The organism is Vibrio sp. DNB22_10_4 (genome assembly GCF_052879755.1).
The window spans coordinates 22,183-48,002 of the sequence record NZ_JBNNXW010000009.1 but is presented as its reverse complement, the minus strand read 5'-3'; the positions used below and the strand labels follow the sequence as shown (position 1 = coordinate 48,002).

Below are 25,820 nucleotides of genomic sequence, written 5' to 3'. Positions count from 1 at the left end.
AACTAACAATGCCTCCGATAACAACGCTCCGGCCGCCCCACCGACCCATAGCTCACATCCGCTTCAAGCTCTCCAGTACCAACTAAAAACTCCAAATACCGCCTTGCAGTCGTTCGACTCGCACCAATGCTATCTCCCGCCTCATCCGCAGTAAATCGGCTATCTTGTCTAAACAGGGCGCGGATTTTTTCCAAGGTGACACCATCAATCCCTTTCGGTAAACGTACCTCAGAATTAGTTTCGGCGCTGTTGTTCTGCTGCATCATTTCATCAACGAGGGATTGATTAAGATCGTCAGCATGATGAAGCTGCTCTGTTCGTTTTTGATACTTTTTAAGCGCCGCCTCCAACCTTGGGAACATGACCGGCTTTAGTAGATAGTCGATCACACCACCGCGCATCGCATGCTGCAAGGTCTCGACATCTCGCGCAGCGGTAATCAAAATCACATCGCACTCTTGGTTAAGACTGCGAATATGACCAAGTATTTCAATCCCGGTGCCATCTGGTAAATATACATCCAGCATCACCAAGTCAGGTTCCAATACTTCAAGCTGCATCTCTGCTTCTAGTTTTGAGGTAGCAATACCTACGACCTCAAAACCGCCAATCTGCTCTAAATAGCGACGATGTAGCTCTGCGATCTTGAGATCGTCTTCTATTATCATGACTCGAGTAAAGTCATTCATACTAGTCCATCCTTCGGAATGTATACGGTAACACGGGTTCCCATGGTGTTGTTGTCTACCATCTCTAACTGCCCTTGATAACGCGCCGTCAGCTGTTTGACCAAAAACAAACCCACACCTCGATTTTGGGCTGATTTACTTGAAACGCCGCGGGTGGTTAAGGCATCAACATCAAGGTGCTGTGGCAGCCCACAGCCACTATCGGTAACCTCTAGGATGACTTCGTTACCAAAATCACTGACCGATACGTCGACTTTTGAGCGCTCTGCTCGCTGATTCGGGGTTTGCTTGATAACAGATAAGCTTGCCTCAAACGCGTTGTCGATCAAGTTACCCAATATGGTCACCAGGTCGTCAGCATTGATGCTGTCAGCCAAAGGTTCCAATCGAGATTCTTCATCAACAGTCAACGTCAAACCTAACTCACGAGCTCGCTCGGTTTTGCCCAATAACATTCCTGCTATCAGAGGGTCTTTGACTGTCTCTCTTAAAAATTCTATTAGGGATTGGTAGTGCGCAGTTTCTTGTCCAATTAGGTTTTGTACTGCATCCACTTCACCCATTTGCACCAAACCACTAATCGTATTGAGTTTGTTGCGATGTTCATGAGTTTGTGAGCGCAGCATCTCTGCATAAGCTTTGGTTTGCGACAGTTGGTCAGTCAGCTCACTAATTTCATCCCTGCGACGGAAACTTGAAACGGCGCCAACCACCTTATTCTCAACAACAATTGGGCTTCTATTTGCAACGATACGCTGTTGATTGAGATAGAGTTCTATGTCGTGATCCGCCTCTTGACTATCAATCAACGACTGGAGATCGGAATTAGGTAGCGCTTTACTCAGCGGTTGGTTAAGCACCTTCCCTTTATCCAACCCTAAGATGTCACAAGCACTGGTATTGATGGAACGCAGCACCCCGTTAGTATCGATACTGATGACCCCTTCTTTAATGGTACTCATGGTCACATCGAGCTCACCATACAAGCGGCCTATCTCTTCCGGTTCAAAGCCGAGAATAGCTTTTTGAAAACGTCTGGAAATGAAGTACGAAACAATCGCATTGGCTATGAGCACTAATACCGCCATTCCTAATAAGAACAGCAAGTAAGGCTCAATGCGATCTTGCAGTCTATCTAACAAATAACCGACAGAAACCACACCAATGATGTTACCGTCTTGATCAAATACAGCCGCTTTGCCGCGAACGGATTTACCTAGCGAGCCTTCTGCAAAGGACACATACGACTGACCGTGAACCAGAGCCTGGTCGTTGTCGCCCCCTTTCATAGGCAGGCCAATACGCTCATCCACTGGGTGTATTAAACGGATGCCTTGCTTGTCACCAATCACAATAAACGCCGCGCCGATCATCTCAGTGAGGCCACGATAGCGAGCTTGCATAAGCGAAGCCGTGTCGTACTCAATCATGTGGATAACAGCAGAAGACTGAGCAAGAAATGTCGCCACGCCTTTGGCCTTTAAGCCCACTTCCTGCTCTTGAGATTGTTTGATATAGCTAAAGCCTGCGAGCGTTAAGACAAGCAACTGCAACAATCCCGACACTGTCATGATGATCAGCATTCGGTATCGAAAACTTATCTGGTTCCATTTCATTTACACACTCCCCCAAACGCCAATGTAACAGTATTGCAACATGCCAGCATCCATACCGAGAGCGAACTGTGAACTGCTCAACTGTTTTGACATGGTTATCATTGTGTTGTCTATTTTTACATCAGTTTACAGACTCGTGATGTTGCAATCGTGTTCATTCTGTAACCTGACTAAGATCACACCGTTTTTAGGTTAAATTTAGAACTCTTGACTACCTCTTTCGTATAGTATGAAAGGTGCCCCAGTACAAAGCAGAAGAACAAGCATGTATTTATGCCCAAGACTCTAATCATACTGGTTGGCGCAACAACAAAAACAATAAGCAATGAAGCAGTAGTACCCGTAACTAATAGCAATATTAGGTATCTGATAAGGGAATTATTATGGAACGTGACTGTTTTGGAATTTGCCTTGATAAGGCTTTGCTGTCGCAACACCGACGAGCCACCTTTACTCACGTAAGGGCTTATCAAACTGCCACCTCTTTGGAAGACGATTTGGAGCAAGACGTTGTCGTCTCGTTCTCATCGCCTCAAATGTCAGGCAACGAAGTACTTAAGGTGCTGAAACAATCAAAACACTTGTTGTGGCGAGCGGGCTATCTTTGCCCTTCTCATGACTAGTGTCGTGACGAGCATCTAAAGGTCAACTAACAACAATAGCTAGGTAAAAAGCAACATCTCCCCAGATGTTGCTTTTTTTTCGTCACTTCAAGACACATCAATAAATTCGGAAAAACAAATACATACACACGTAATTTTCAATAAAGCATCTATAGTTAAGTTATTGCACACCATTTTATTAGAGCATATACTCTAGAAGTATTTTATAAACACCTGTTTGGAGCATTCATGAAGATCAAGTCCCTGCCATTGGCCATGGGCGTTTTATTAGGTTCGCTTTCATTTAGCACCGTAGCCGCAGAGGTCTCTTTTGATGAAGCATGGCAATTGCTTCAACAGAACAACAACTCCCTAGCGGCTCAACGTGCTAATGTAGAGCGATATGGCCATTTAAAAGACGCTTCAAGTAGTCTCAACCTCCCCAAAGTAACGGTGGGGGCAAACTATACGCGCCTTGACCAAGACGTCACATTGAGCGGCCAACAGTTCGCGGATAGTTTAAGTGGTGTACCTAATATCCCCATCCCAGGTTTGGGGCAAGCTCTTGGTAACTTACTTGGTGGTGTGACTTCCACCCTAGAGCACAAAGACATTTTCAGCTCCTCTATTCGTGCTGTCTGGCCTATCTTCACCGGTGGTCGTATTACGGCAGCGCAAACCGCGGCTGAAGGTAAACAAGAAGAAGCACAAAGCCAACTCGCGATGGAAGTCCAAGCGCGTTACGAAGATTTGAGTAAGTACTATTTCAGTGTCATTTTGGCCAAAAACGTTGTAGATACACGTTTAGCGGTTGAAAAAGGGCTGACTAAACATCGCGACTTTGCCCTCAAGATGGAAGAACAAGGACAGATCGCCCGAGTTGAGCGCCTTCAAGCAGAAGCGTCACTGGATAAAGCGGTCGTTGAGCGTAAAAAAGCCGAACATAGCCTAAACATTGCTCAAGCTGCGTTAACTCAAGTACTTGGCCAAATCGAGAAAGTCGAACCACGTGATGAACTTTTCATTAACCGAACTTTGCCACCGCTGGATGCTTTTATCGACCAAACCCTTGATACCTACCCTGGCCTTGCGATTCTCGATGCCAAAGAGAAGCAAGCCAGCAGCTTAATCAAAGCTGAAAAAGGTAAATACTACCCAGAAGTCTATGCGTACGGTGACTACAGTCTTTATCATGGTGACTCTTTAACTAGTCAGCTTAAACCTGATTGGCTGGTTGGCATTGGCGTCAGCGTGCCACTACTGGAAAACTCTGGCCGTAGCGAACAAATGAAAGCAGCCGGTAGCGCCGTCTCTCAAGTTCAGTTTTTGCGTAAGCAAGCTCGCCAAGATTTGAGCGTGTTGGTTGAAAAAACCTATCTTGAAGCACAGCAAGCACTTGATGAAGTTCAGGGACTAAATTCCAGTATCAAACTGGCGCAAGAGAATCTAAAACTGCGTCAGAAAGCCTTCTCTCAAGGGCTAGGCCGCTCTCTCGATGTGGTTGACGCTGAGCTCTACCTTGCGAGTATCAAAACTCAACAAGACGCAGCGAGTTTTCAATATCTGCTGTCTTTAAACAAACTGCTCGCGCTTTCTAGCGAGATGAACAATTTCTCCAGCTACAAATACAACGCTATCACCCCTGCCCAATTACGATCTGAGGATGCATCATGAACAAGGTAAAACCCACTTTAGTTACACTAGGCGCCGTTGCCGTTATTGGTTGGGTTGGCTATAAGTTTTTCGATGCTTACCAAGCCCCGGCAATGCATATTCAAGGCCAAATAGAGTCACAGCAATACAGCATTTCGTCAAAAGTACCTGGTCGTATCGATGACGTACTCGTCCGAAAAGGTGACAACGTCACTGAGGGTCAGCTCATCTTCACTATCCACAGCCCGGAAATTGAAGCCAAGCTGGAACAAGCGGTTGCAGGTGAAAAAGCCGCTGGCGCGCTCGCGAAAGAAGCTGAAATTGGCGCGAGACAACAACAAATTAAAGCCGCTGAAGACCAATGGCGCAAAGCGAAAGCCGCTGCTTCGCTAATGGAAAAGACCTACCTTCGTGTTAACAACCTCTATAAAGATGGCGTTGTGGCCGAGCAAAGACGTGATGAAGTGCTAACCCAATGGCAAGCAGCGAAATACACTGAAAGCGCAGCGTTTCAAATGTTCCAGATGACCAAAGAAGGCGCCCGTGACGAAACCAAACTTGCTGCGGCAGAAAAAGCACGTATGGCGGCTGGTGCGGTTGCGGAAGTTGAAGCGTATGCTGCCGATACTCAAATCCACTCTTGGTTTGATGGTGAAGTCTCTCAAGTGCTCCTTCATAGTGGTGAGCTTGCCCCGCAAGGTTTCCCTGTAGTGACCGTTATCGATACCAAAGATACTTGGGCTGTGCTCAATGTTCGTGAAGATGCGCTAAGTCAATTTGAAAAAGGCAGCGAATTTGACGCTTACGTCCCTGCTCTAGACGATACGATCACCTTTAAAGTCACTCACGTGGCGGTGATGGGTGACTTTGCAACATGGCGTTCTACCGATGCCACGCAAGGGTTTGATCTTCGCACTTTTGAAGTAGAGGCTCGCCCAGTGGATGAGGCTCCGCTTCGAATGGGTATGAGCTTGGTTGTGGAACTATAGGAACGACTATGCCACAAGAATCATCCCATACTTCAGCTAAAACCCTAGAGCAGACTCATGCTCTAGGGAAGATAACCACAAGGCGAAAGTTGGTGAAAAGCCACTTTCGGAGTCAGTGGCATCTACTTAGGCACGACAAATGGTTATTGTCGTGCCTCACTTGGCTGCCCATCGTTTTGTGTTTATCCATCTACTGGATATTCTCTCAAGGGATAGCACATAGCCTTCCTATTGGCGTTGTCGACCTTAGCCAAAGTACATTGTCACAAAGACTTGTCCGTAATTATGACGCGACGTCTATGTTAAGCGTCGATCATCAATACAGCGACATAGGCCAAGCCAAGACAGCAATGATAGACGGCGATATCTACGCCATTTTGTACATTCCCCATGGCTTTGATAAGTCGGTAATGAAATCTATGCCGCCGCAAGTAACGCTGTTTTATAACAGTCAATATATCTTGGTTGGTCGGCTAATTAATTCTGCCGCACTGCAGGCGCAAGGGACATTCAACGCACAGGTCGAAGTGGTTAAAGCGCTTGCCAAAGGCAATACCACTAGCGCCGCTGCAGTGGGTAAAGCCGTTTCAGTAAGAACGCAAATCACGCCGCTGTTCAATAAAGGCACGAACTACGCTCAGTTCTTAGTGACGGCAATTGTGCCAGCCATTTGGCAAATCGCTATAGTCTCCTTTACGGTATTAGTGCTCAGTGCCAACTATCGAGTCGCCGGAATTAAACCTTGGCTTGGCGAAACCAAACTGGTTCGTCACCTTGCAGCGACACTGATGCCCTACTTTGTTTGGTTCTCTACACTCGGGTTTGCCTTCTTGATTTGGTTCTATGACATCATTGGCTGGCCGATGGAAGGAAGCTGGATAGTGCTCATCATCGCGCAATTGGTCACAACGGTTGCTTGCATGATCATGGGCGCGCTGTTCTTTTTCCTTACCTGTGATGCGGCTCGTGCGATGAGCTTTGCGGGTGCGTTTACCGCCCCGAGTTTTGCTTTTATGGGTATCACTTTTCCTGCCACCAATATGAGTCCACTGGCGCTGTTCTGGCGGGAGCTTCTCCCAATCAGTCACTATATTGAGGTTCAAGTAAGCCAAGCAAGTTACGGCGTACACGCGGCTCAATCACTGGTGCATTTGGCTCCAATGTTGGGGTATGCACTACCCCTTGCGCTTACCGTGTTACTGATCAAAAAGCATCTCAGTAAGGAGTTGTCAGCATGACATTACTGGAGCACATCAAACTCGAGCTTCGCGCTATTTTAACCAATCCAGTCGTGGTGTTGACTGTGTTCGGCGGCGTGATTTTTTACTCGTTCCTATACCCGCTTCCTTACAGCCACCAAACGCCGCGTGAGCAGCCTATCTCAGTGGTCAACCTCGATCAAAGCCAAACCAGCTTCCAACTTGAGAGAATGGTAGACGCTACTCCGAACGTCCATGTCGTCCAGCGTGACTACACAATAGAAGCCGCTAAACAGGCCTTTCTAAAAGGTGAAATTACTGGCTTTTTGGTGATCCCCGAGCACTTTTATAAAAATTTGATGCTCGGTAAAAGCCCTGTGCTGGCCTACGCTGGTGACGCGTCACTCTTCCTAGTTTACGGGACGGTTGTTGAAGGTTTGGCACAAGCCGGCGGTACGTTGGCCGCCAAAGCTAAGGTCTCTAAATTACTTATTGATGGTGTGCCGCTCGAACTGGCTAGTGAGCAATATTCGGCAACTAAGCTGAATTCTAAGCCCACGTTCAACCCTCGGATGGGATATGTCGATTACGTCGTGCCTGCGGTATTTGTCCTAATTCTTCAACAAACACTGGCTATGGCATCGGGTTTGGTTGGCGGTACACAGCGCCAAGGTAAAGGATATTGGAGCCTACGCCCTGTATTGAGCGTCGTCTTAGTGCGAACTTTAGTGCTCACCGCTATCTATTACTTGCTTGGTATGTTTTATTTCGGTGCCAGCTTCGATATGTACGGGATCAGTAAGCTCGCCAACCCGTTTGAAATGCTGACGTTGATGCTACCGTTCTTTTTGACGTCTTGCTTTATCGGCATATTTCTTGGTGCCATCACGCCAAGGCGAGAGCTGGTTACCGTGCTGGTACTCATCAGCTCGATGCCTCTTATCTTCTCTGCGGGCTTTATATGGCCAGTAGAAATGTTACCTGTACCGATGCAGTGGTTTGCAGCGTTATTCCCTACTCAGGCTGCTATCAGTGGCTTTTTGAAGCTAAATCAAATGGGTGCCGAATGGTACCAGATTCGAGAGCATTGGAATCATCTGTGGCTGCTTACGGCCGTTTGGGGGGCACTCGCTACTTATTGCTTTAGCAAGTATCGTAGCCAACCTGCTGGGTAAGCTAGGACACTACAAAAAACAAAAGGGGTTAGCGCATTAAGCACTGACCCCTTTTTGATTATTATAGCTTATTGATTTAGAAGCTTAGCTACGCGCCAACTCCACTTTTTCTTCTTTCTCACCTGCAGCTGGGTCATTGAATTTCTCAAGATCCAATGCACCTTCTGACTTAGCAACAATACAAGTTACTGCACTGTCACCAGTGATATTTACAGCAGTACGAATCATATCAAGTAGACGGTCAACACCCATGATTAGTGCAATACCTTCAAGCGGCAGACCGACTTGGTTAAGTACCATAGCTAGCATGATAAGACCTACGCCAGGGACACCTGCAGTACCGATTGATGCTAGCGTTGCCGTTAGAATCACTGTCAGGTAATCACCCATAGTTAGATCGATGTTGAATGCCTGAGCAATAAATGCAGTCGCAACACCTTGCATGATAGCCGTACCATCCATGTTGATGGTCGCGCCAAGAGGAATGGTGAAAGACGATACTTTATTGTCTACACCCAAACGGTTTTGCGCAGTTTCCATCGTCACAGGGATGGTTGCGTTTGATGATGCGGTCGAGAACGCAAACATCACCGCATCTTCCATCTTCTTAAGGAAGGTGATTGGGCTTAGTCCAGTGAAAGACTTAAGCATCACGCTGTAGGTAACTAGGCCGTGTAGCAATAGCGTCGCTGTAAGCACTAGGAAGTACTCAGCTAGGTTTAAGATGGCACCCAAGCCAAGACCTGTGAACAGTTTTGCCATCAGGAAGAACACACCGTATGGGGCGATATTCATCAATAGCGCAACAAGCTTCATGATAACGTCATTCAGATCGCGGAATGTCGCAGCAATGCGCTCACCTGGCTCACCAGCTGCACTGATCGCGATACCGAATAGCACGGCAAACACGATAACTTGAAGGGTCTTACCTTCAGCCATTGCGCTGATTGGGTTCGTTGGGAACATATCGATGATGACTTGACCCAGCGATGGCGCTTCTGTCGCTGCAAATGAACTTGCTGCAGTTAGGTCAGCACCTGCACCTGGCTGGAATACTGTGCCCATAGTCAGTGCCAGTGTAATGGCAACTGCTGTGGTAGCGACGTAGAATAGAACTGTCTTTCCACCTAAACGGCCTAGAGTGGTGACATCTTTAAGAGAGCTGGTGCCGCATACAAGCGATACGAAAACCAGTGGAACAACGAGCATTTTCAAGCTGGCGATAAAGACTTGACCACCAACCTCAAAAAGGCCGTTTACAATGTAAGCGTCTACAAATCCGTTCTCAGCAAATAGACCTCGAATAGCGAAGCCCGTCAAAATACCTGCAACCATACCGATAATCACGCGACTCGTCAGTGACATTGGTTTCTTGGCATTAGTCATAATTACTCCTTTTTTTATATTGCTTGTTGATGGAGACATCAAAAGCCGGAGCAGATTAGCAGTACCCTTTAGGCGATTAGAATCACAAATTTGTTTTCCGATCACACGACGTGACACAGATCACCAAACTTGTTATAGAACGCAAGCCATAACCAACATAAAACCCACAAAATGGTCACACAATAAGTTAAAATACAACTTTTGATAACTTATTGAGCATTATATTCTTTTCATCTTCAGATAAGTTTTATTTATAACTAAAGATTATGTCAAAATTGAATGTCAGCCGAAACGAAAAGGCCAGCATTAAATGCTGGCCTTGTTAGCTACATAGACGTTTATACTATTGTGCCTTTATCGACTCTAACTTGATATCAAAGATAACCGCAGTTTCCGCTGGAACCGTCGGGTGAGCGTCTTCTTGGTACGCAAGATGCGCGGGTACGTAAAGGCGCCAAGTCGCTCCAAATGGCATTTCTTTGAGTGCGACAATCCACGCAACAGGCGCTTGATGCAGCATGACACTCATCGGCTCAGGAAGATGAGCTGACCCATCCACCTGCTGACCATTCAAAAGCCACGTTTTATGACGAATCAGGAACTGGCTGCTAGGATCAGATTCGTGTCGCTCTCCACCCTCATCAATGATCTCAATTTGGATGCCAGAGCTGTGCGTCGCCACTTGTTCACGGGCGGCGTTACGCTCAAAAAACGTTGCTTCAAACTGTTGTTTTTTCTCAAGATGCTCAGCTTGTGCACGTTTGCGTTGCTCTTCCATTTCCTTTTTCAGTACTTCCGCTTCACTAGGATCGAAAGGCCATGGCTTTTGCATAAACGATTCCATGATCGCTTCTTGAATGATCTTGATGTTCATTTTTGGAAATGATTTTTGAGCAAGCTCTTTAGCAATTTCTCGGCCGTAGATATAGCTTACTTTTTGTTCTAGTGTTTCGATTTCCATAACAACCTCTTGGATTCTGGTTATGGGGTTATGATACGTATCAACCCAGAAAAGAAAAGTATGTTACGGATACTCGACCTCATCAGAAAAGCTAAGGGCCACAATGGACCCTTAATGATTTACGCTGTTTGAGATTCAGACGCACCTGACTCGGTTTGCTCATTCACATCAATGGACTCGATGATTGGCAGGGTTTGAGCAACGTATTCACCTGGTGCCGCGCCCAGAACTGGATAGTCTTCATTGCCTACTGGGAATGGGTCAACTTGTTCTTCTGGAATGTATTGAGCAAGCCACTCATTCCAGTGTAACCACCAAGACCCTTTGTGATGATCGGCATTATTAATCCACTCTTCCGCTGACTCATCCAGCGTTGAGTTTGTCCAAAAGCCATACTTCTCTTTTTTGGGATGGTTAACGATACCGGCGATATGCCCTGACTCACCAAGCACAAAGGTCTTGTTGCCACCCATTTTCAAAGCACCGCGATACGTGCCTTGCCACAGAGCAATATGGTCTTCTTTTGTAGAGATGAAATAGCTTGGAATACGAATCTTATCTAGGTCAATCCAAACACCGCCAATTTTAACCCCTTTGTCTGCAATCAACTTGTTCTCTAAGTACAGTTGACGTAATAAGAAGTTATGCGTCGCTGCGGCAACGTTCGTACTATCACTGTTCCAGTACAACAAATCAAAATCGACCGGGCTATTTCCCTTGAGGTAGTTATCAACGTAGTAATTCCAATACAAACTGTTCTCACGCAGTAGACTGAAGGTCACACTCAATGAGCGGCCGTCCATGTAACCCAGAGAATTATTCTGAAGTTCTATCGCACGAATAATAGTATCGTTGATGTAGGCACCGACTTCACCAGGCTGGCTGAAGTCTAGTAACGTCGTAAAGAAAGACGCTGATACAATGCGCTTCTTCATACGTTTAGCGGCATAGTAAGCCACGGTAGACGCCAACACCGTGCCACCAATACAGTAGCCCGCAGCATTGATCTGATCTTTACCTGTAATCGACTCAATCGCCGCTACCGCTTTGACAACCCCTTCCGTCACATAGTCGCCAAATTCTACTTTAGCTTGTGATGGACCAGGGTTTCGCCAAGACATCATAAACACCGAATGACCTTGCTCTAGAAGCCATTTCACCATCGAGTTTTTCTCACGAAGATCGAGGATGTAATACTTATTAATGAACGGCGGAACGATCAGTAGCGGTGTTGCATTCACCTTTTCAGTCAGCGGGCGGTATTGAATAAGCTCAAACAACTCATTTTTAAATACCACATCTCCAGACGTGTTCGCGACATGCTCACCAACCTGGAACGCTTCTGTATTCGTCATGCGAATTTTCAGTACATCCGCGCTCGCTTCCATGTCTTCCTGAAACTGCTGTAAACCTGCAAGCAAGTTTTCACCGTTTTGCTCAAGCGTAAGCTTTAGAAGCTCTGGGTTGGTTGCGATAAAGTTGGTTGGCGATAGTGCGTTTAAAGTTTGACGGGAGAAGAACGTGAGACGCTCTTTGATTTTCTCGTCCACACCTTCAACGGAGTTGATAGTGTCGAGGTACGTTTTACTGAATAAAACGTAAGACTGTTTGATGAAGTTGTAAAACGCTTCTTCTTTCCACGCGTCGTCTTGGAATCGACGATCGCCTTTTTCAACGTCAACAACTTGTTCTTTACTGGATTGCAGCGCGACACGCTGCCATATTTCGAGTTGCTGCATCCACCACTTGGTTTGCATATCCAACATAGCGGCGGGTTGCTTGGATGCCTTGTCCATAAACTCTGCAGTGTCCTCAGCATTGAGTTCCTGCATCGCTTTTGTCAGAGGGCTATTTACGGCTGCCTTGCCTTGCTCGAAGTCTTTCCACCATTGCTGGTTGCTCTCCTGCAGTTTCACAAGGTAGTCCGAAAAGAAGTTTTGGAACATAGCTAAAACCCTTTTCTTGGAAACAAAAAAAGGTTGCGGGAACGAGTGCCCCCGCAACCCTCTATCTATATAGGTACTGAATCTACCTAAAACTGATATTAAGCAGGTGTGCTCGCTTTAACAGCGTCAGTAGTGATAGTTTCTAGGTCTTCTTTGAACTCTTTTGCTACTTGCTGAAGCTTGTTGCTGTCATCCATCATTTGTTGTGACAGACGAGACATCGTGCTCAGTTGCTGGCTGTTGAAAACCGCTAGAGATGAAACATCTTTAATTTCTGTTGCAGCTTTCATTTGGCTAACACCCAACTCGCTGTATGCGCGCATAGCATTCAATTGAAGTTCAGTGAGTGTTTCAACATTTTTCGTCATGAGCTTGTTGAACTTCACGTAAGGTTCAAACGTTTTTTCAGACTGCTCGTTGATTACTTTGAAAATATCCGTGTACATAATCATTTCTCCTAAGAAATATACATTCCAGTTTCTAAATCAAATCTATCCCAGTAAATTGGGCTTCCGACAACACAATTAACAGCGCTTAACAACGACTGCAGTTCCCATGCCACCACCAATACATAAAGAGGCGACACCTAGATCTTTGTTTTCTCTTAGCATCTCGTGAATCAAAGTCACGATGATGCGGTTACCTGAAGCACCCAGAGGATGCCCTAACGCAATCGCGCCCCCATTCGGGTTTGCACGTTGCAAAATTGACTCAGCAGATACGCCATGTTCAGAGGCTAAATTACGAATAACACCAAGGGCTTGCGCCGCAAATGCTTCGTTTAGCTCAAACACATTCACATCAGAAATCGTTAGCTCTGCTTTGGCTAATGCACTGGTCACAGCTTGCACCGGACCTAAGCCCATCACTTGAGGATCCAGCCCCGTTTGGGCACTTGCCACCAGCTCGCAAAGTGGTGTCAAACCCAAACGATTTACCGCAGATTCTGACGCTACAACCAGAGCACTTGCACCATCATTGATCCCAGATGCATTGCCAGCGGTCACTGACCCTTCACGGTCAAATGCAGGTCTTAGCTTGGCAAGACCTTCCATTGTTGCATCCAATTTTGGATACTCATCCGTAGCAAACTCAACCACATTACGACGGACTTTGACTTCTACAGGGACAATCTCTTGTTCAAACTTACCCGCTTCGATAGCTGCGACTGCTTTTTGCTGACTGCTTAGCGCATAAGCGTCTTGATCATCGCGTGATATATCGACTTGCTTTGCGATGTTCTCTGCCGTCACACCCATGTGATAAGCATTGAAAACATCCGTCAAACCATCCGAGACCAACAGGTCTTTTGCAGTCATGTCACCCATTTTGTGACCACTGCGCGCTGTCGGCGGCATCGCAAAAGGTATTTGTGACATCACTTCAACACCCGCCGCAACAACCACATCGGCTTCACCAGTTTTAATATGAGAAGCAGCATCCATTAAGGTTTTCATTCCACTGCCGCACACCATATTTAACGTATAAGCTGGAACTTGTGCCGGAATACCTGCTTTAATTGAAGCTTGACGACCAATGCCCATTCCTTGATTTGCACTGACCACATTACCAACAATAACTTCATCAATGTCTTCGACTGATATCGCGGTTGACTCCAGCGCGCCTTTTATTGCCGCCGCCGCTAAGTCACCTGCTGATATATTTTTAAGGGTACCGCCAAAACTACCAATTGCAGTTCGTTTTGCTGCAACTATAAATACTTTTTCCATTGTTATCCCTTATTAGCCTTACGCCATGTATAAGCCGCCATTAATAGCGATTGTTTCACCCGTAATATAACCCGCTTCTTCACTTGCCAAATAAGCAACTGATGCGGCAATTTCTTCTGGTTTAGCTAAACGCTTTAATGGAATAGTACTCTTAATTGAATCCAATACTTCTTCACGCATAGCTTCAACCATAGGAGTACCTGTATAACCAGGAGCCACAACATTCGCGGTCACACCAGAACGAGCACCTTCTGCAGCCAAAGCTTTAGTAAAACCAATCATGCCCGCTTTTGCTGCGGCATAGTTGGTCTGACCAAACTGACCTTTTTGTCCGTTGACAGATGAAATGTTAATGACACGACCATTACCTTTTTCGCACATGGCCGCAAAGAGAGGTTGGGTAACGTTAAACACGCTATTTAGGTTGGTATTGATGACATCAAACCAGCTGTCTGAGGTCATTTTTTTGAACTGGCCATCGCGAGTAATACCGGCATTGTTTACAACAAGGTCAAAAGTACCTTCTTCTTGTTGCAGCAATCCTAGCTTTTCCTTGCACTCCTCGGTATTCGTCACATCGAGTTCGAACAAACGAACCTGATCTTCTGTAAAGCCTTTTTCATCAAACCAGCGCTTAGCACACTCATAGTTCCCTGTGCTGTACGTTGCAATGAGACGATAATCTTGTTGAACAAGTTTCGAAGAGATAGCAGAACCAATTCCGCCTTTTGATCCCGTAATTATTGCGAGTTTTTTCATTGGTGACTCCATTCCTAGCAACTAGCTTTATTAGCTATTTTTTAAAATTATAAATAAGACGACTTAGTACGCTTTTTTACTTAGCTGACTTTTATTATTGAAATTACACAGCTTTTATTACGATTTAAGTTTTAAATATAAACTTAAAGGAATCTTAATATTTCACCATCGAATATTTAAGTAACACGCCATAAAGTTGATCGCTATCACAAATAATAATGTAACTGACAACAAACAATGTAAACAAACATTAAAATCATCCACAACAACACAACCCACTGATTTGGCGCATTAATTTATTTAATTGACACTTCTATAAATAAATTCTAACAATCAAATGCGCACTAAAAAAGTGCACTCACTTGTGAATTAAGTATCAACATAATAGCGTATTTTTGAATGCTAACTATCAGGCAATTTTATTAACCCCCTGAAATGCCACAGTATTAAAATAGAGCCAATAATTTAATACATCACACAATCGCAACATTGATTAACATAAAAATAACACCCGCCCCATAACAAGTCGCAATACGTCTCATTGTGGTGCTTTGCAAAATAACGTGAGCAAATTCACCCACAAAAGGCAAGGTCAATCAGAGAGGAAACTTTAGAGGATAGTCGCAATTACAAATATGTACAGAGATTGGCCATCTACACGTCAAGGTAGATAACCAATTCTTTTGGAGAACCACAGATAGTAGTTGTGACCGATGGTCACTAAATGTCCAACAAACGCATTTGAGCTTGATTGAGTCATAGTGCTGTATGCGGTAGCAACCATTTCTTTTGATCTTGCTGTTGAATGCCGTCACGTGAGACATAAAGGCCGTGTAGCACCCGTCTTCTAGTACCGACATGGTTTATGGTGCCTCCATGCCAAGTATGAGCATTGAAAATCATGATGCTCCCAGCTGGACACTCCAAGTAAACCTCTTGCGGGTGTAGTGGTTTAATGATTCCGGACACCAAATTAGGTGGTAAAGTCTCCACCATAAATGAGGTGTTCAATGACAAAACGACAACGACGTACATTTTCTCCTGAGTTCAAGGTAGATGCCGCAAGCTTAGTTCTTGATCAAGGTTACTCAATTTCTGAGGCGGCACGCTCCTTAGATATCGGTGATCGGCCTTACGACGCTGGGTCGATCAACTAAAGATTGAGCGTGGCGGAGAAACGCCAACGGCTAAAGCTCTGACACCAGAACAGCAGAAGATCCAAGAGCTAGAAGCTAGGATTAATCGCTTAGAAAGAGAAAAATCCATACTAAAAAAAGCTACAGCTCTCTTAATGTCGGTCGAACTCGAACGTTCTCGCTAATTGACCAGTTGAGGGAGCATGAACCGGTCAAAGTTCTTTGTGAGCTGTTCGATGTCGCGTCTTCCTGCTACTACGAGTTTAAACAACGAAAGCCGGATGCCAATCGCATTCGGTTAGCCAGCCGAGTTAAGCAGCTCTTTAACATGACTCGTGGCACTGCTGGTAGTCGGACTCTTGCTTCTATGCTGCAGTCTGAGGGCTTCGATGTCGGACGCTTCAAAGTACGCAAGCTTATGCAAGAAGCCGAGCTGATAAGCAAACAACCAGGCTCGCATCGCTATAAGCAGGCTAAGCTAGAGCGACCAGATATCCCCAATAGGTTGAAGCGTGAGTTCTCCGTTTCCACTCCAAATGAAGTTTGGTGTGGCGATATTACTTACATCTGGTCCGGTTCAAAGTGGAGCTATCTGGCTGTTGTACTCGACTTATTTAGCCGCCGAGTAGTGGGTTGGGCGCTATCAGACAAACCCAATGCAGAGTTGACTTGCAAAGCTTTGGATATGGCTTGGGAACAACGAGGACGACCTAGCAACGTGATGTTCCACTCAGACCAAGGAAGCCAATACAGTAGCCTAAAGTACCGTCAAAGGCTTTGGCGATATCGCATAACTCAGAGCATGAGTCGTCGAGGTAACTGCTGGGATAATGCTCCTATGGAGAGGCTATTTAGAAGCCTGAAAACCGAATGGATACCAGCTACTGGGTACTTGACCCAAACTCAGGCAAAGAAGGATATCAGCTATTACTTGATGGATTACTACAATAGGCAACGGCCTCATCAAGCAAATGATGGGCTGTCACCAGTTACTGCCGAAAATCGGCTTAAGTTAGTGTCCGGAATTTGTTGACCACTACACCCCTTTATAAGGGGAGGCCGGGAGGGGTGCTATTTTTCTCTTAACCCACTAATAAAAAAGAGCATAAGAGCCCCCCCTCTAGCTCCCCCGGCTACGCGCCCCGTTATAAAGGGGGAGAACTACTTGGCTCGCTACGCATCGCCCTATGTTTCAATTAAACGTCCCAATACGTCCTTTCTAAACCCTAAACTACCCCACCACTCCACTCCATTCCAAGCTCTGACAACGTTGTTCCATACCAAATCAAAATGTTTCCGTGTTATTGATAGTCTAACCACTCTATGGTTATACAAAGCAGCTTTTCTTTACACGAACAGAAGTTTTAATCGGGGGTTATATGAAGGCGCCGGAAGCCATGGTGATTTGTTTACCGCGTCGATAGGGAGGGGTGAGAAGGATGTTGAATATTGAGCCCTCAATCGAGCGACGCGCAGCGAGCCCTTTAACTCCTCCCCTTTATAAGGGGAGGCTGGGAGGGGTGCTCTTCTTCTCTTAAACCACTAATACAAAAAGAAAAAAGAGCCTAAGAGCACCCCCTCTAACTCCCCCGGCTACGCGCCCCGTTATAAAGGGGGAGAACACTACGAGCTCGCTACGCATCCTTTCTAAACCCTAAACTGCCCCACCACATCATCCAAACTCTGGCAACGCTGCTCGAGGCCAACACAAGACGCTTCCGCACGCTTAATAATCTCTGCCATTTTGTGGCTATCTTCAGCGATTTTCTGAATACTCGCGTTTAGCTCACCACTTACCGAAGTTTGTTGCGATGCCGCCGTGGCAATGTGCGTGTTCATCTCGTTGATAATGCCTACTGAGCTTGAGATCTCGCTTAGAGCAGTCGACGCGCTTTGTACCAATGAAATTGTTTTCTCGCTCGTTGAACGGCTGGATTCCATGGCATGAACCACAACGCTGGTACCTTCTTGAAGCCGCTCAATCATAGTTTGAATATCACCGGTGCTTTCTTGAGTTTTACTCGCCAAAGAGCGAACTTCGTCAGCTACTACCGCAAACCCACGTCCCTGTTCACCTGCACGTGCAGCTTCGATTGCAGCGTTAAGCGCAAGCAAGTTGGTTTGTTCGGCAATACCACGGATAACATCAAGCACAGAGACAATATTGGTCACATCTTGATTCAGTCGTTGAACACTTTCTTCAGCAGCAGAAATTTCTGTTGCTAGCCCTTGAATAGAAGTTACCGTATCACCTATACCCTGATTCGCCACAGCGGCTTCTTCAGAGCTTCTGTCCGTCGCCTGTGCGGCTTCTTGAGCATTTTGACTGACGTTCTCACTGGTCACACGCATTTCGTCAATGGCAGTCGCCACCATGTCACTTTCTTGCTGCTGAGATTGAGAAGATTCGGTGATTTCAGACGCTAGCTTAATTAAATCTTGAGTTTGTTGTCTGACTTGCGAGGTAGACTCAATGACCTCCGTCACGGTAGTTTGAATTTTGCCTACAAACAGGTTAAATGACTGACCCAATCGGCCGATTTCATCAAAGGAAGTCACATCAACACGACGTGTCAGGTCGCCTTCGCCTGAGGCTATATCAGCCATTGATTGCTCAAGACGCTGGATTGGGCTCACGATCAAACGCGTCACCCAAGCGGCCAGTGCCAGTGCAATCACAATCGCCACTAGTGTACCCACTTCAATAGCAAATTCAGCTTCTTTGACCGCTTTATCGCTATCAACGCGAGCTTGATCTTGGAGCCTCTCCATTTCATCAAGAATGACTTTCAAGTCACTTCGCATAGTCGTGAACAAGTCTACCAATCGACCTTTATCTTGAGAGAAAGCTGCCATAGACTGCTCATGATCAGCAAACATCGCTTCATAGCCGGCAACAAACTGCCTAGTGTTGCTCAGCAGCGTGTCCAAGTACGGCTGGAAACGTGAATCAAGAATACCTTGATCGATAAGCTGCTGAACAATTTCAACCCTTGGCACTGCGTTGTAAGCATTATCTTCAAATTCGAACTTTTGCTTATCAAACTCAACAGGGTCGCCATTAGCTACTAGCATCGCATAACTTGCGCCCACAACTTGGTAGTAGTCACGATAAGCATCTTCTAACGAGTTCATGACTGGGGTGATCTGGTCGTTGAGCTGATCATTTATTGCGGCTTGCTTGTTAAACAACAACACGTTGTAAACTGCGAGACCACTGAATATCACCGCCATTAACAGCACGGGCAACAACATTTTTAGCCTTAGGCTGGTATTATCAAACCATTGCATACATTACTCCAATTATTAGACTTAACTTTATTTTTCTTTCTCTGTTATCGCCTAAAAATCGACACCCTTTAGAACATAGCGTGCCCTATGTTAGATTAGTCGCACTTATTTATGAAAACATAAGGATAGTCCGACAACTAACCGTCTGATTTATAAATAGCTCTCATTGAATGTTTCATTTTCGTTACACCCTACAATGCGCTAAACTGAAACCTGTTTGCGGTTATTACAAGGATGTTGGGTTATGCCAGACCGTCGTTCAGACACCTCTCAATCCCTACGAAAGATTCTAATATCAGGTGGTTGCGCCATTATGGTGCTGCTCGCAATTTTCTTCTACATCGAACGCTCATTTGATCAAACCAAACAGCAACTCATCGAGCTCCAAAAAGATGTACTAAAAGCGGCAAACTCAATGCTTATGATGCGCCGTCATGAGAAGGACTTTATTGCGCGAGTTGAAAATCAATATGTCGAAAAAATGGAGTCTGAGTACCAAAGCATTCTGTCCCAAATTGGACAAATCAATACAGGAGTGATGGAATCTGGCATCAACATTGATTACAACGGACAACAAGCACTCGCCAATGTAGACGCGTATACCCAACGATTTTTCAAACTCGGAGAGTTAGTGGTAGTCATTCATGGCGCAGACCAAGGACAAGGTCTGATTACGCATTTTAAAGATAAGGTTCTTGCGCTCGAACACGCGCTCATTCGCGCCAATTCAAATAACGTCGACCAGATAGCACTTGTCACTAAAGACCTTATGTATCAGTTCTTCAGCGATCTTGACCCTAGCATTTTACCGCGCATCGATCGCAATCTCGCACAGCTTCAGCAAGCGATTACTCAAGAACAGCTAGGCTTTGAAACCTTCAGCCAATTTCAAGAATTCAAACTCGCATTTTACGCGTTGCAAAGTGCCTATGAAGAGTTTGGCTACACACATCAGCAAGGCGAGCTTGGTGAATTAAGAGCCACCATCCACCAGTTGGAGCAATCACTCGATAGCTTGTTTAATGATTTACCGCCATTAATTACGGCCAAGCTCAGCGACTATGAATCCTATCGCATCTTGTCGGCGATTGCTTTGGTCGCCGCTATTATCCTAGTCCTTCTCAGTGTTACCCAACGAGTGACCACACTTGAGAAGCAACTCATCCAAGCACGTAAGGACGAAGCGCAAGCTAGCAAGGCGAAGAGCGCCTTTCTTGCCAATATGTCCCATGAAATTCGCACTCCGCTTAACGGCATATTGGGAATGACAGAGATACTTTCTGATACTAAGTTATCCGCTAGCCAAAAGGACTACCTAGAGACCATTAACGCGTCTTCACAAACTCTGTTGATGTTGATTAATGACATTCTCGATCTATCCAAAATTGAATCTGGGCACCTTGAGATTTGCCCTCACACCACAGCCATTAAAGAAACTATTTATGATACTGCCGCTCTTATCGCTCCCAAAGCGCAGCAAAAGTCACTGGATATCATTATCGACATAGACCCAAACGTGCCTGATTACGTTCAAGCGGATGAGCAAAAGGTGCGTCAGACCCTGATGAATCTTGCATCCAACGCAATCAAGTTTACCGATACTGGGAGCATCTCCTTTGCGTTAAAAGCCATTCAATCCAGTGACACTGAGGTCTCTATCGGTTTTAGCGTCAAGGACACTGGCATTGGTATTGACCTAGAAAAGCAGCGCCACGTATTCGAAGAGTTCAAGCAAGAAGATGCAGATACGTCTAAGCACTATGGTGGAACCGGTCTGGGTCTCGCCATCTGTGCAAAAATAGTTGAGATGATGGGCGGCGAGATTGAGCTTCAATCTAAGAAAGGTTCTGGTAGCCAGTTTAATTTCACATTAACTTTCAAGCGTGATGACCATGAAGTTAAAAACGAAGATAGCTTGAGCATCGCCTATGTTTCTCAAAAGCCGAGCTCCTTACTTACTAACGAGTTACAACGCTTTGGTTGTAACTTAATTCAACTCTCCGATGTAGGCGACGAACTCTTCCATCTCAGCACAACAACCATCATTATTTCAGATGACGCACAACATATTGCTGGGTTACAAAAAGCAGGTGCCCCTTGTCGTTTAGTATTGCTGCGTGATAATAAGCAAGGGCAAGAAAACTCAGATATCAACGTCGATGGCTACCTGACCGCCCCACTTTTCGGTAAAAGGATGATGAACACGCTTCAACAGATTGCCGCCAATTCCAGGGAAAACGTTAGTTCTAACATATCTACCAGCGACAACGCTTATGATGGTAGTACAGCCGTTGTTACTTCCGCCGCCGAGAGTGATAACACTTCAGCGGCTGACACATCAACAGAAAACAATGAAGAGCTAAACAGACGCCACTTCAAAATTTTGGTGGTTGAAGATAATAAGGTGAATCAGCAAATTGTCAGCCTTAATTTGAAAAAGCTCTCTATTGACTTTGTCATTGCTAATAATGGACAAGAAGCCGTCGATATTTATCAGCATCAACACGACTCTATTGGCCTTATCCTTATGGATTGCATGATGCCTGTACTGGACGGTTTTGAAGCAACGAAAGCCATTCGAGATTATGAAAAGAGTGAGGGAATTAAACAGACTCACATCATCGCACTTACCGCATCCGTACTCGACGATGACATTAAACGATGTTACGACAGTGGTATGGATGACTATCTGCCTAAACCATTTAAGCGCGATATCCTTATGGAAAAGCTCGATGCTCGTATTCAAGCCTCTTAAAACTTAATTAAGATGCTTGAATACCTAAAGTAGGCACAATCGTTAAAACTAAAAAGGGAGGCGATCATCGCCTCCCTTGCCGTTTACTAGTAGGTCACTAGGCACCAATCACGCCACCATCTTTACGTGTAATCATCACCACCGATGAACGCGGCACTGCATTCCCACCTTCAGGGAAATGCGAAGGTGCTAGATCTTCACCTGGGTGCTGAACGCCAACAAACATGGTTTTGTAGTCGGGCGAGAAGGTCAAGCCAGTGATCTCACACGCAATAGGCCCGGTTAAGAAACGGCGGATTTCGCCCGTCGCTGGATCGCTACACAACATTTGGTTGTTACCCATACCTGCAAAGTCACCTTTGTTTGAGTACTTACCATCTGTTTGTATCCACAAACGACCTGATTTATCAAAACCAATGCCGTCTGGGCTGTTAAACATGTTGTCTTTGTTGATGTTGTCCGTGCCTGCCATCAAGCCAGACTTGTGGACTTCTGGATTACCCGCAATCACGTAAATGTCCCACTCAAAGGTATCTGACGTATGATTCCCTGCTGTAGGGTTCCAGCGGACAATATGCCCATAAGGATTTTTTTCACGCGGGTTAACCGCATTGATCGGCTGCGACTCTTTAACACCACGATATTTGTTGTTGGTAAGTGTACAGAACACTGACTGATTGTCAGGGTGGACGGTTACCCACTCTGGGCGATCCATTGTCGTCGCACCAACTTGCGTTGCAGCCATACGAGCGAAAATCATCACCGACGCCGCATCTGGAAAGCCATTCTCTGGTGTTAAGCCATTCTTGCCCCAAGTCAGCTCAAGCCACTGACCTTTGCCTTTGAGTTCACCTTGCGTGCCTTCAAACTTAGCAACATACAATGTGCCTTCTTCCAATAGGTCACGATTCGATTCTGCACCTTCAACATACTTATTCTTAGAAACGAACTTGTATAGGTGCTCGCCGCGTTCATCATCACCTAGATAAACCACAACATGGCCATCATCGTTGACCGTTAGCGCCGCATTTTCATGCTTAAATCGACCTAGTGCACTGCGTTTTTTCGGTGTCGAGTTAGGGTTCATCGGATCAATTTCAACAACCCAACCGTGACGGTGAGGTTCATTTGGCTCTTTACCCATGTCAAAACGAGCATCGTGCTTGTACCAATCGTAGCCACGATCTTTCTTGTTTAGCCCATAACGTGCATAGCTTTCACCAAGCTCTGTACCTTTAGTATCGGCAAAGTAACCATTGAAGTTTTCTTCACATGTAAGGTATGTGCCCCAAGGCGTTTGGCCATTGGCACAGTTGTTAAATGTACCTAGAATCTTCTTGCCTGATTTGTCTGCGCTTGTCTTTAGTAAGTCATGACCCGCGGCAACGCCTGTCATTTCCATCTCGGTATACGCGGTCACGCGTCGGTTAAGGCGCCCGTCTAGGTTTACTTGCCACTGACCAAAGTTCTTTTTAAGTTCAATGACAGATACGCCGTGTGCTGCTTGCGCTTTGCGAGCATCATCGGCAGTAATACTTTTACCTTGGTGAGGATACAAATATTCGTTATTGGTGTACTCGTTATTGACCACCAACACTGCGCGATCATTGTCAATTAAGAAAAATGTCATGCCATCATTGTTGTCACCAAACTGCATTTCTTGTGCTTTGGAGTCATTGTTCTGACTGAAGGCAGGCGCGCCATTTTTAATCGCATCGCCCCATGAAATAAGCACGTTCGCTTGGTAACCTTCTGGAACCGTGACAGCGTCTGAAGTCGAAATCGGAATAGCATCAAAACCTATCAAAGCAGACGACGCTGGTTTTACACTTGCTACCGCTTGACTTAAAGGCGTAGCAGCAAAAAAACCAACGGTGGCAGCCGCTCCAGTCCCTTTTAGAAAACCTCGGCGCGACATCGCTGCATCGACAAACTTATTAAATTCTGGTTCTTGATCGAGTGGACGCTGATCATCGTCGTAATTAAATTGGCTCACGTTGACTTCCTTTTATACTAAACTTCGTAACTGGTAAGTTACTGTAATAATTTACGCACAATAATGATCCAGAGTCATGACAAACGCGTTACATTTCGTTGGCAAATAGATGTCAGTAACGTATTTTTATACCTTAAGCATTCAGTCAAAATTCCACATTTATAAGGATAGTGTATGGCGCATCAGCTAAAGCAGCTTGTCCCCCTTGTGACTTTATTCACCTCCCTCTCGGCCTTCGCAAATTCTCAAGCCACAGATGCATTTGCTCCAGAAATCGCCACTGGTTTAGACAAGAAATCACTCGTCGTCAGTCAAGATTGGATGGTGACAGCCGCGAACCCCACAGCAACTAATGCAGGTGCTAAGGTGCTTGAACAAGGTGGCAACGCCATTGATGCGATGGTCGCCATTCAACTTATGCTCGGTCTTGTTGAGCCTCAATCGAGCGGCATTGGTGGCGGGTCTTTTTTGGTGTATTGGGATAGCAAACAATCAAAGTTAACTACTTATGATGGCCGAGAAACGGCGCCAGCTGCCGTCGATGGCGATCTATTTATTGGCGAAGATGCCAAACCGAAGGGCTTTTTTGACGCCGTCGTTGGTGGTCGCTCGGTGGGCACGCCTGGCACTGTAAAACTACTCTGGGACGTACATCAGAAATACGGTAAGTTGGATTGGAAACAAATCATCGAACCTATTGCAGAGCAAGCAGAACAAGGCTTCGTGATTAGTGCCCGACTCGCCAAACTGATAGCAAATGATGTTACCTTTCTTGGCAAGCATCCTGATACTGCTCGCTATTTCTTGCAAAGTGACGGCTCACCGAAAATGGAAGGCACGCTACTCAAGAACCCACAATATGCAGAAACTCTGCGACTCATGGCGGCTAAAGGTAGTGATGGCTTCTACAAAGGCGCCGTGGCCGAATCTATGGTCAATGCCGTTAAAAGTCAGTCGAAAACCAACCCTGGGCTGTTAACGCTCGACGATCTAACTCGTTATCAAGTTGCTGAGCGCAGCGCAGTCTGTGCACCTTATAGGCAGTTCGATATTTGTGGAATGGGTCCACCAAGTAGCGGCGCACTGACACTCGGGCAAATTATGATGCTCACCGAACCACATAAGCTCGATAAACTCGGCAGTGACAACCCGGTGAGTTGGCAGATTTTAGCCGACGCTTCAAGGCTCGCCTTTGCTGACCGTGGTTTATTTATGGCGGACAGTGATTTTGTTGATGTGCCTGTAGCGGGCTTACTTGATTCCAACTATATGCGCTTACGCAGCGAACTCATTACACCAAACCGTGCGTTGGGATCAGTGGCAGCCGGTACTCCACCTTCTGTTAATACAAGCAGCCTTTCGGCCGATCAAAGTCTTGAGCTACCTTCAACGACTCACTTTAATGTGGTCGATAGCGAAGGCAATGTAGTATCGATGACATCTTCCATCGAGAATGTGTTTGGTTCACGAGTCATGGCTAGCGGTTTTCTGCTCAACAATGAACTTACCGATTTTTCATTCGTGGCCGAAAGCAACGGCAAACCCGTTGCCAATCGCGTAGAGCCTAACAAACGACCTCGCTCATCAATGGCACCCACTATTGTTATGGAGCAAGGAAAGCCCTACATGGCCATTGGGTCACCGGGCGGAAGCCGCATCATAGGCTATGTCGCTCAAACTCTGATAGCGCATTTAGATTGGGGGATGACTATTCAAGAAGCGATAGACCAACCGAGAATGATCAATCGATTTGGTGAAATGGATATTGAAGTCAATACACCGCTGGCAGAGTACGCACAGCAGTTTGAGAAGATGGGCTTTAAAGTGAAAGCTCGTGAACTCAACTCAGGTTTGCACGCAATTAGGATTACTTCTGAGGGACTTGAAGGAGCGGCCGATCCGCGAAGAGAAGGTATCGCTGTCGGGAAATGATGTAT

The 25,820-nt window shown here is 45.8% G+C and carries 17 protein-coding genes and 1 pseudogene; 8 read left to right on the top strand and 10 right to left on the bottom strand.

Features of this window, described 5'->3' with window-relative positions:
- Window positions 1–2 precede the first annotated feature (2 nt).
- Window positions 3–689 (bottom strand): response regulator, encoded by a 687-nt coding sequence (locus tag ACVA6Q_RS18160; RefSeq protein WP_446648449.1) that lies wholly within the window; start codon window positions 687–689, stop codon window positions 3–5.
- On the bottom strand, window positions 686–2,305 hold the full coding sequence (locus ACVA6Q_RS18155) for an ATP-binding protein (RefSeq protein WP_446648448.1): 1,620 nt from the start codon (window positions 2,303–2,305) through the stop codon (window positions 686–688). The genes ACVA6Q_RS18160 and ACVA6Q_RS18155 overlap by 4 nt, the downstream gene beginning before the upstream one ends.
- A 383-nt stretch (window positions 2,306–2,688) precedes the next feature.
- Between ACVA6Q_RS18155 and ACVA6Q_RS18150 the strand changes: the two genes are divergently transcribed.
- From ACVA6Q_RS18150 to ACVA6Q_RS18130, 5 genes are all read left to right on the top strand, one after another.
- Window positions 2,689–2,928, top strand: coding sequence for a cation transporter (locus ACVA6Q_RS18150; protein WP_353496274.1), 240 nt, complete (start codon window positions 2,689–2,691; stop codon window positions 2,926–2,928).
- A gap of 255 nt (window positions 2,929–3,183) precedes the next feature.
- Window positions 3,184–4,581, top strand: coding sequence for a TolC family protein (locus ACVA6Q_RS18145; protein WP_446648533.1), 1,398 nt, complete (start codon window positions 3,184–3,186; stop codon window positions 4,579–4,581).
- On the top strand, window positions 4,578–5,549 hold the full coding sequence (locus ACVA6Q_RS18140) for an HlyD family secretion protein (RefSeq protein ID WP_446648447.1): 972 nt from the start codon (window positions 4,578–4,580) through the stop codon (window positions 5,547–5,549). Before ACVA6Q_RS18145 ends, ACVA6Q_RS18140 begins: the two co-directional genes overlap by 4 nt.
- A 92-nt stretch (window positions 5,550–5,641) precedes the next feature.
- Window positions 5,642–6,787: an ABC transporter permease gene (locus ACVA6Q_RS18135; protein ID WP_446648532.1), complete on the top strand. Its 1,146-nt coding sequence runs from the start codon at window positions 5,642–5,644 to the stop codon at window positions 6,785–6,787.
- Entirely contained in the window at window positions 6,784–7,923 is a 1,140-nt protein-coding gene (locus ACVA6Q_RS18130) for an ABC transporter permease (protein ID WP_446648446.1), read from the top strand. Before ACVA6Q_RS18135 ends, ACVA6Q_RS18130 begins: the two co-directional genes overlap by 4 nt.
- A gap of 84 nt (window positions 7,924–8,007) precedes the next feature.
- Here the strand turns inward: ACVA6Q_RS18130 and ACVA6Q_RS18125 are convergent, their stop codons facing one another.
- The 6 genes from ACVA6Q_RS18125 to ACVA6Q_RS18100 form a co-directional block, all read right to left on the bottom strand.
- Window positions 8,008–9,309, bottom strand: coding sequence for a dicarboxylate/amino acid:cation symporter (locus ACVA6Q_RS18125; RefSeq protein WP_042499845.1), 1,302 nt, complete (start codon window positions 9,307–9,309; stop codon window positions 8,008–8,010).
- Between the two features lie 343 nt (window positions 9,310–9,652).
- Window positions 9,653–10,270, bottom strand: coding sequence for an FKBP-type peptidyl-prolyl cis-trans isomerase N-terminal domain-containing protein (locus ACVA6Q_RS18120; RefSeq protein WP_446648445.1), 618 nt, complete (start codon window positions 10,268–10,270; stop codon window positions 9,653–9,655).
- A gap of 119 nt (window positions 10,271–10,389) precedes the next feature.
- The gene (gene phaC / locus ACVA6Q_RS18115; RefSeq protein ID WP_446648444.1) at window positions 10,390–12,216 is read right to left on the bottom strand and encodes a class I poly(R)-hydroxyalkanoic acid synthase; all 1,827 of its coding nucleotides are present in this window, start codon (window positions 12,214–12,216) and stop codon (window positions 10,390–10,392) included.
- 98 nt (window positions 12,217–12,314) lie between these two features.
- Window positions 12,315–12,662, bottom strand: coding sequence for a phasin family protein (locus ACVA6Q_RS18110; protein ID WP_446648443.1), 348 nt, complete (start codon window positions 12,660–12,662; stop codon window positions 12,315–12,317).
- A gap of 78 nt (window positions 12,663–12,740) precedes the next feature.
- Entirely contained in the window at window positions 12,741–13,946 is a 1,206-nt protein-coding gene (locus ACVA6Q_RS18105; RefSeq protein ID WP_446648442.1) for an acetyl-CoA C-acetyltransferase, read from the bottom strand.
- Window positions 13,947–13,964: 18 nt separating this feature from the next.
- Window positions 13,965–14,705, bottom strand: a complete 741-nt coding sequence (locus tag ACVA6Q_RS18100; RefSeq protein WP_112460850.1) for an SDR family oxidoreductase — start codon at window positions 14,703–14,705, stop codon at window positions 13,965–13,967.
- Window positions 14,706–15,715: 1,010 nt separating this feature from the next.
- Here ACVA6Q_RS18100 and ACVA6Q_RS18095 point away from each other — a divergent pair.
- Window positions 15,716–16,874 (top strand): annotated as a pseudogene (locus tag ACVA6Q_RS18095) (IS3 family transposase).
- A 614-nt stretch (window positions 16,875–17,488) separates the two neighbouring features.
- Here the strand turns inward: ACVA6Q_RS18095 and ACVA6Q_RS18090 are convergent.
- Window positions 17,489–19,132 carry a methyl-accepting chemotaxis protein gene (locus tag ACVA6Q_RS18090; RefSeq protein WP_446648441.1) on the bottom strand — a complete coding sequence of 548 codons (1,644 nt, stop codon included), beginning with the start codon at window positions 19,130–19,132 and terminating at the stop codon, window positions 17,489–17,491.
- Between the two features lie 244 nt (window positions 19,133–19,376).
- On the opposite strand from ACVA6Q_RS18090, the gene ACVA6Q_RS18085 reads away from it, so the two are divergent.
- Entirely contained in the window at window positions 19,377–21,887 is a 2,511-nt protein-coding gene (locus ACVA6Q_RS18085; RefSeq protein ID WP_446648440.1) for an ATP-binding protein, read from the top strand.
- A 97-nt stretch (window positions 21,888–21,984) separates the two neighbouring features.
- Here the strand turns inward: ACVA6Q_RS18085 and ACVA6Q_RS18080 are convergent, their stop codons facing one another.
- The gene (locus tag ACVA6Q_RS18080) at window positions 21,985–23,805 is read right to left on the bottom strand and encodes a PhoX family protein (protein ID WP_446648531.1); all 1,821 of its coding nucleotides are present in this window, start codon (window positions 23,803–23,805) and stop codon (window positions 21,985–21,987) included.
- A 252-nt stretch (window positions 23,806–24,057) separates the two neighbouring features.
- Between ACVA6Q_RS18080 and ggt the strand changes: the two genes are divergently transcribed.
- A complete protein-coding gene (ggt, locus tag ACVA6Q_RS18075; protein WP_446648439.1) occupies window positions 24,058–25,815 on the top strand; it encodes a gamma-glutamyltransferase in 1,758 nt (585 codons plus the stop codon).
- Window positions 25,816–25,820 lie beyond the last annotated feature (5 nt).

What these genes read in the sequence shown, in the direction of transcription:
- ACVA6Q_RS18160 (WP_446648449.1), bottom strand. Translation starts at nt 689, where the DNA reads ATGAATGACTTTACTCGAGTCATGATAATAGAAGACGATCTCAAGATC.
- ACVA6Q_RS18155 (WP_446648448.1), bottom strand. Translation starts at nt 2,305, where the DNA reads ATGAAATGGAACCAGATAAGTTTTCGATACCGAATGCTGATCATCATG.
- ACVA6Q_RS18150 (WP_353496274.1), top strand. Translation starts at nt 2,689, where the DNA reads ATGGAACGTGACTGTTTTGGAATTTGCCTTGATAAGGCTTTGCTGTCG.
- ACVA6Q_RS18145 (WP_446648533.1), top strand. Translation starts at nt 3,184, where the DNA reads ATGGGCGTTTTATTAGGTTCGCTTTCATTTAGCACCGTAGCCGCAGAG.
- ACVA6Q_RS18140 (WP_446648447.1), top strand. Translation starts at nt 4,578, where the DNA reads ATGAACAAGGTAAAACCCACTTTAGTTACACTAGGCGCCGTTGCCGTT.
- ACVA6Q_RS18130 (WP_446648446.1), top strand. Translation starts at nt 6,784, where the DNA reads ATGACATTACTGGAGCACATCAAACTCGAGCTTCGCGCTATTTTAACC.
- ACVA6Q_RS18125 (WP_042499845.1), bottom strand. Translation starts at nt 9,309, where the DNA reads ATGACTAATGCCAAGAAACCAATGTCACTGACGAGTCGCGTGATTATC.
- ACVA6Q_RS18120 (WP_446648445.1), bottom strand. Translation starts at nt 10,270, where the DNA reads ATGGAAATCGAAACACTAGAACAAAAAGTAAGCTATATCTACGGCCGA.
- phaC (WP_446648444.1), bottom strand. Translation starts at nt 12,216, where the DNA reads ATGTTCCAAAACTTCTTTTCGGACTACCTTGTGAAACTGCAGGAGAGC.
- ACVA6Q_RS18110 (WP_446648443.1), bottom strand. Translation starts at nt 12,662, where the DNA reads ATGTACACGGATATTTTCAAAGTAATCAACGAGCAGTCTGAAAAAACG.
- ACVA6Q_RS18105 (WP_446648442.1), bottom strand. Translation starts at nt 13,946, where the DNA reads ATGGAAAAAGTATTTATAGTTGCAGCAAAACGAACTGCAATTGGTAGT.
- ACVA6Q_RS18100 (WP_112460850.1), bottom strand. Translation starts at nt 14,705, where the DNA reads ATGAAAAAACTCGCAATAATTACGGGATCAAAAGGCGGAATTGGTTCT.
- ACVA6Q_RS18090 (WP_446648441.1), bottom strand. Translation starts at nt 19,132, where the DNA reads ATGCAATGGTTTGATAATACCAGCCTAAGGCTAAAAATGTTGTTGCCC.
- ACVA6Q_RS18085 (WP_446648440.1), top strand. Translation starts at nt 19,377, where the DNA reads ATGCCAGACCGTCGTTCAGACACCTCTCAATCCCTACGAAAGATTCTA.
- ACVA6Q_RS18080 (WP_446648531.1), bottom strand. Translation starts at nt 23,805, where the DNA reads ATGTCGCGCCGAGGTTTTCTAAAAGGGACTGGAGCGGCTGCCACCGTT.
- ggt (WP_446648439.1), top strand. Translation starts at nt 24,058, where the DNA reads ATGGCGCATCAGCTAAAGCAGCTTGTCCCCCTTGTGACTTTATTCACC.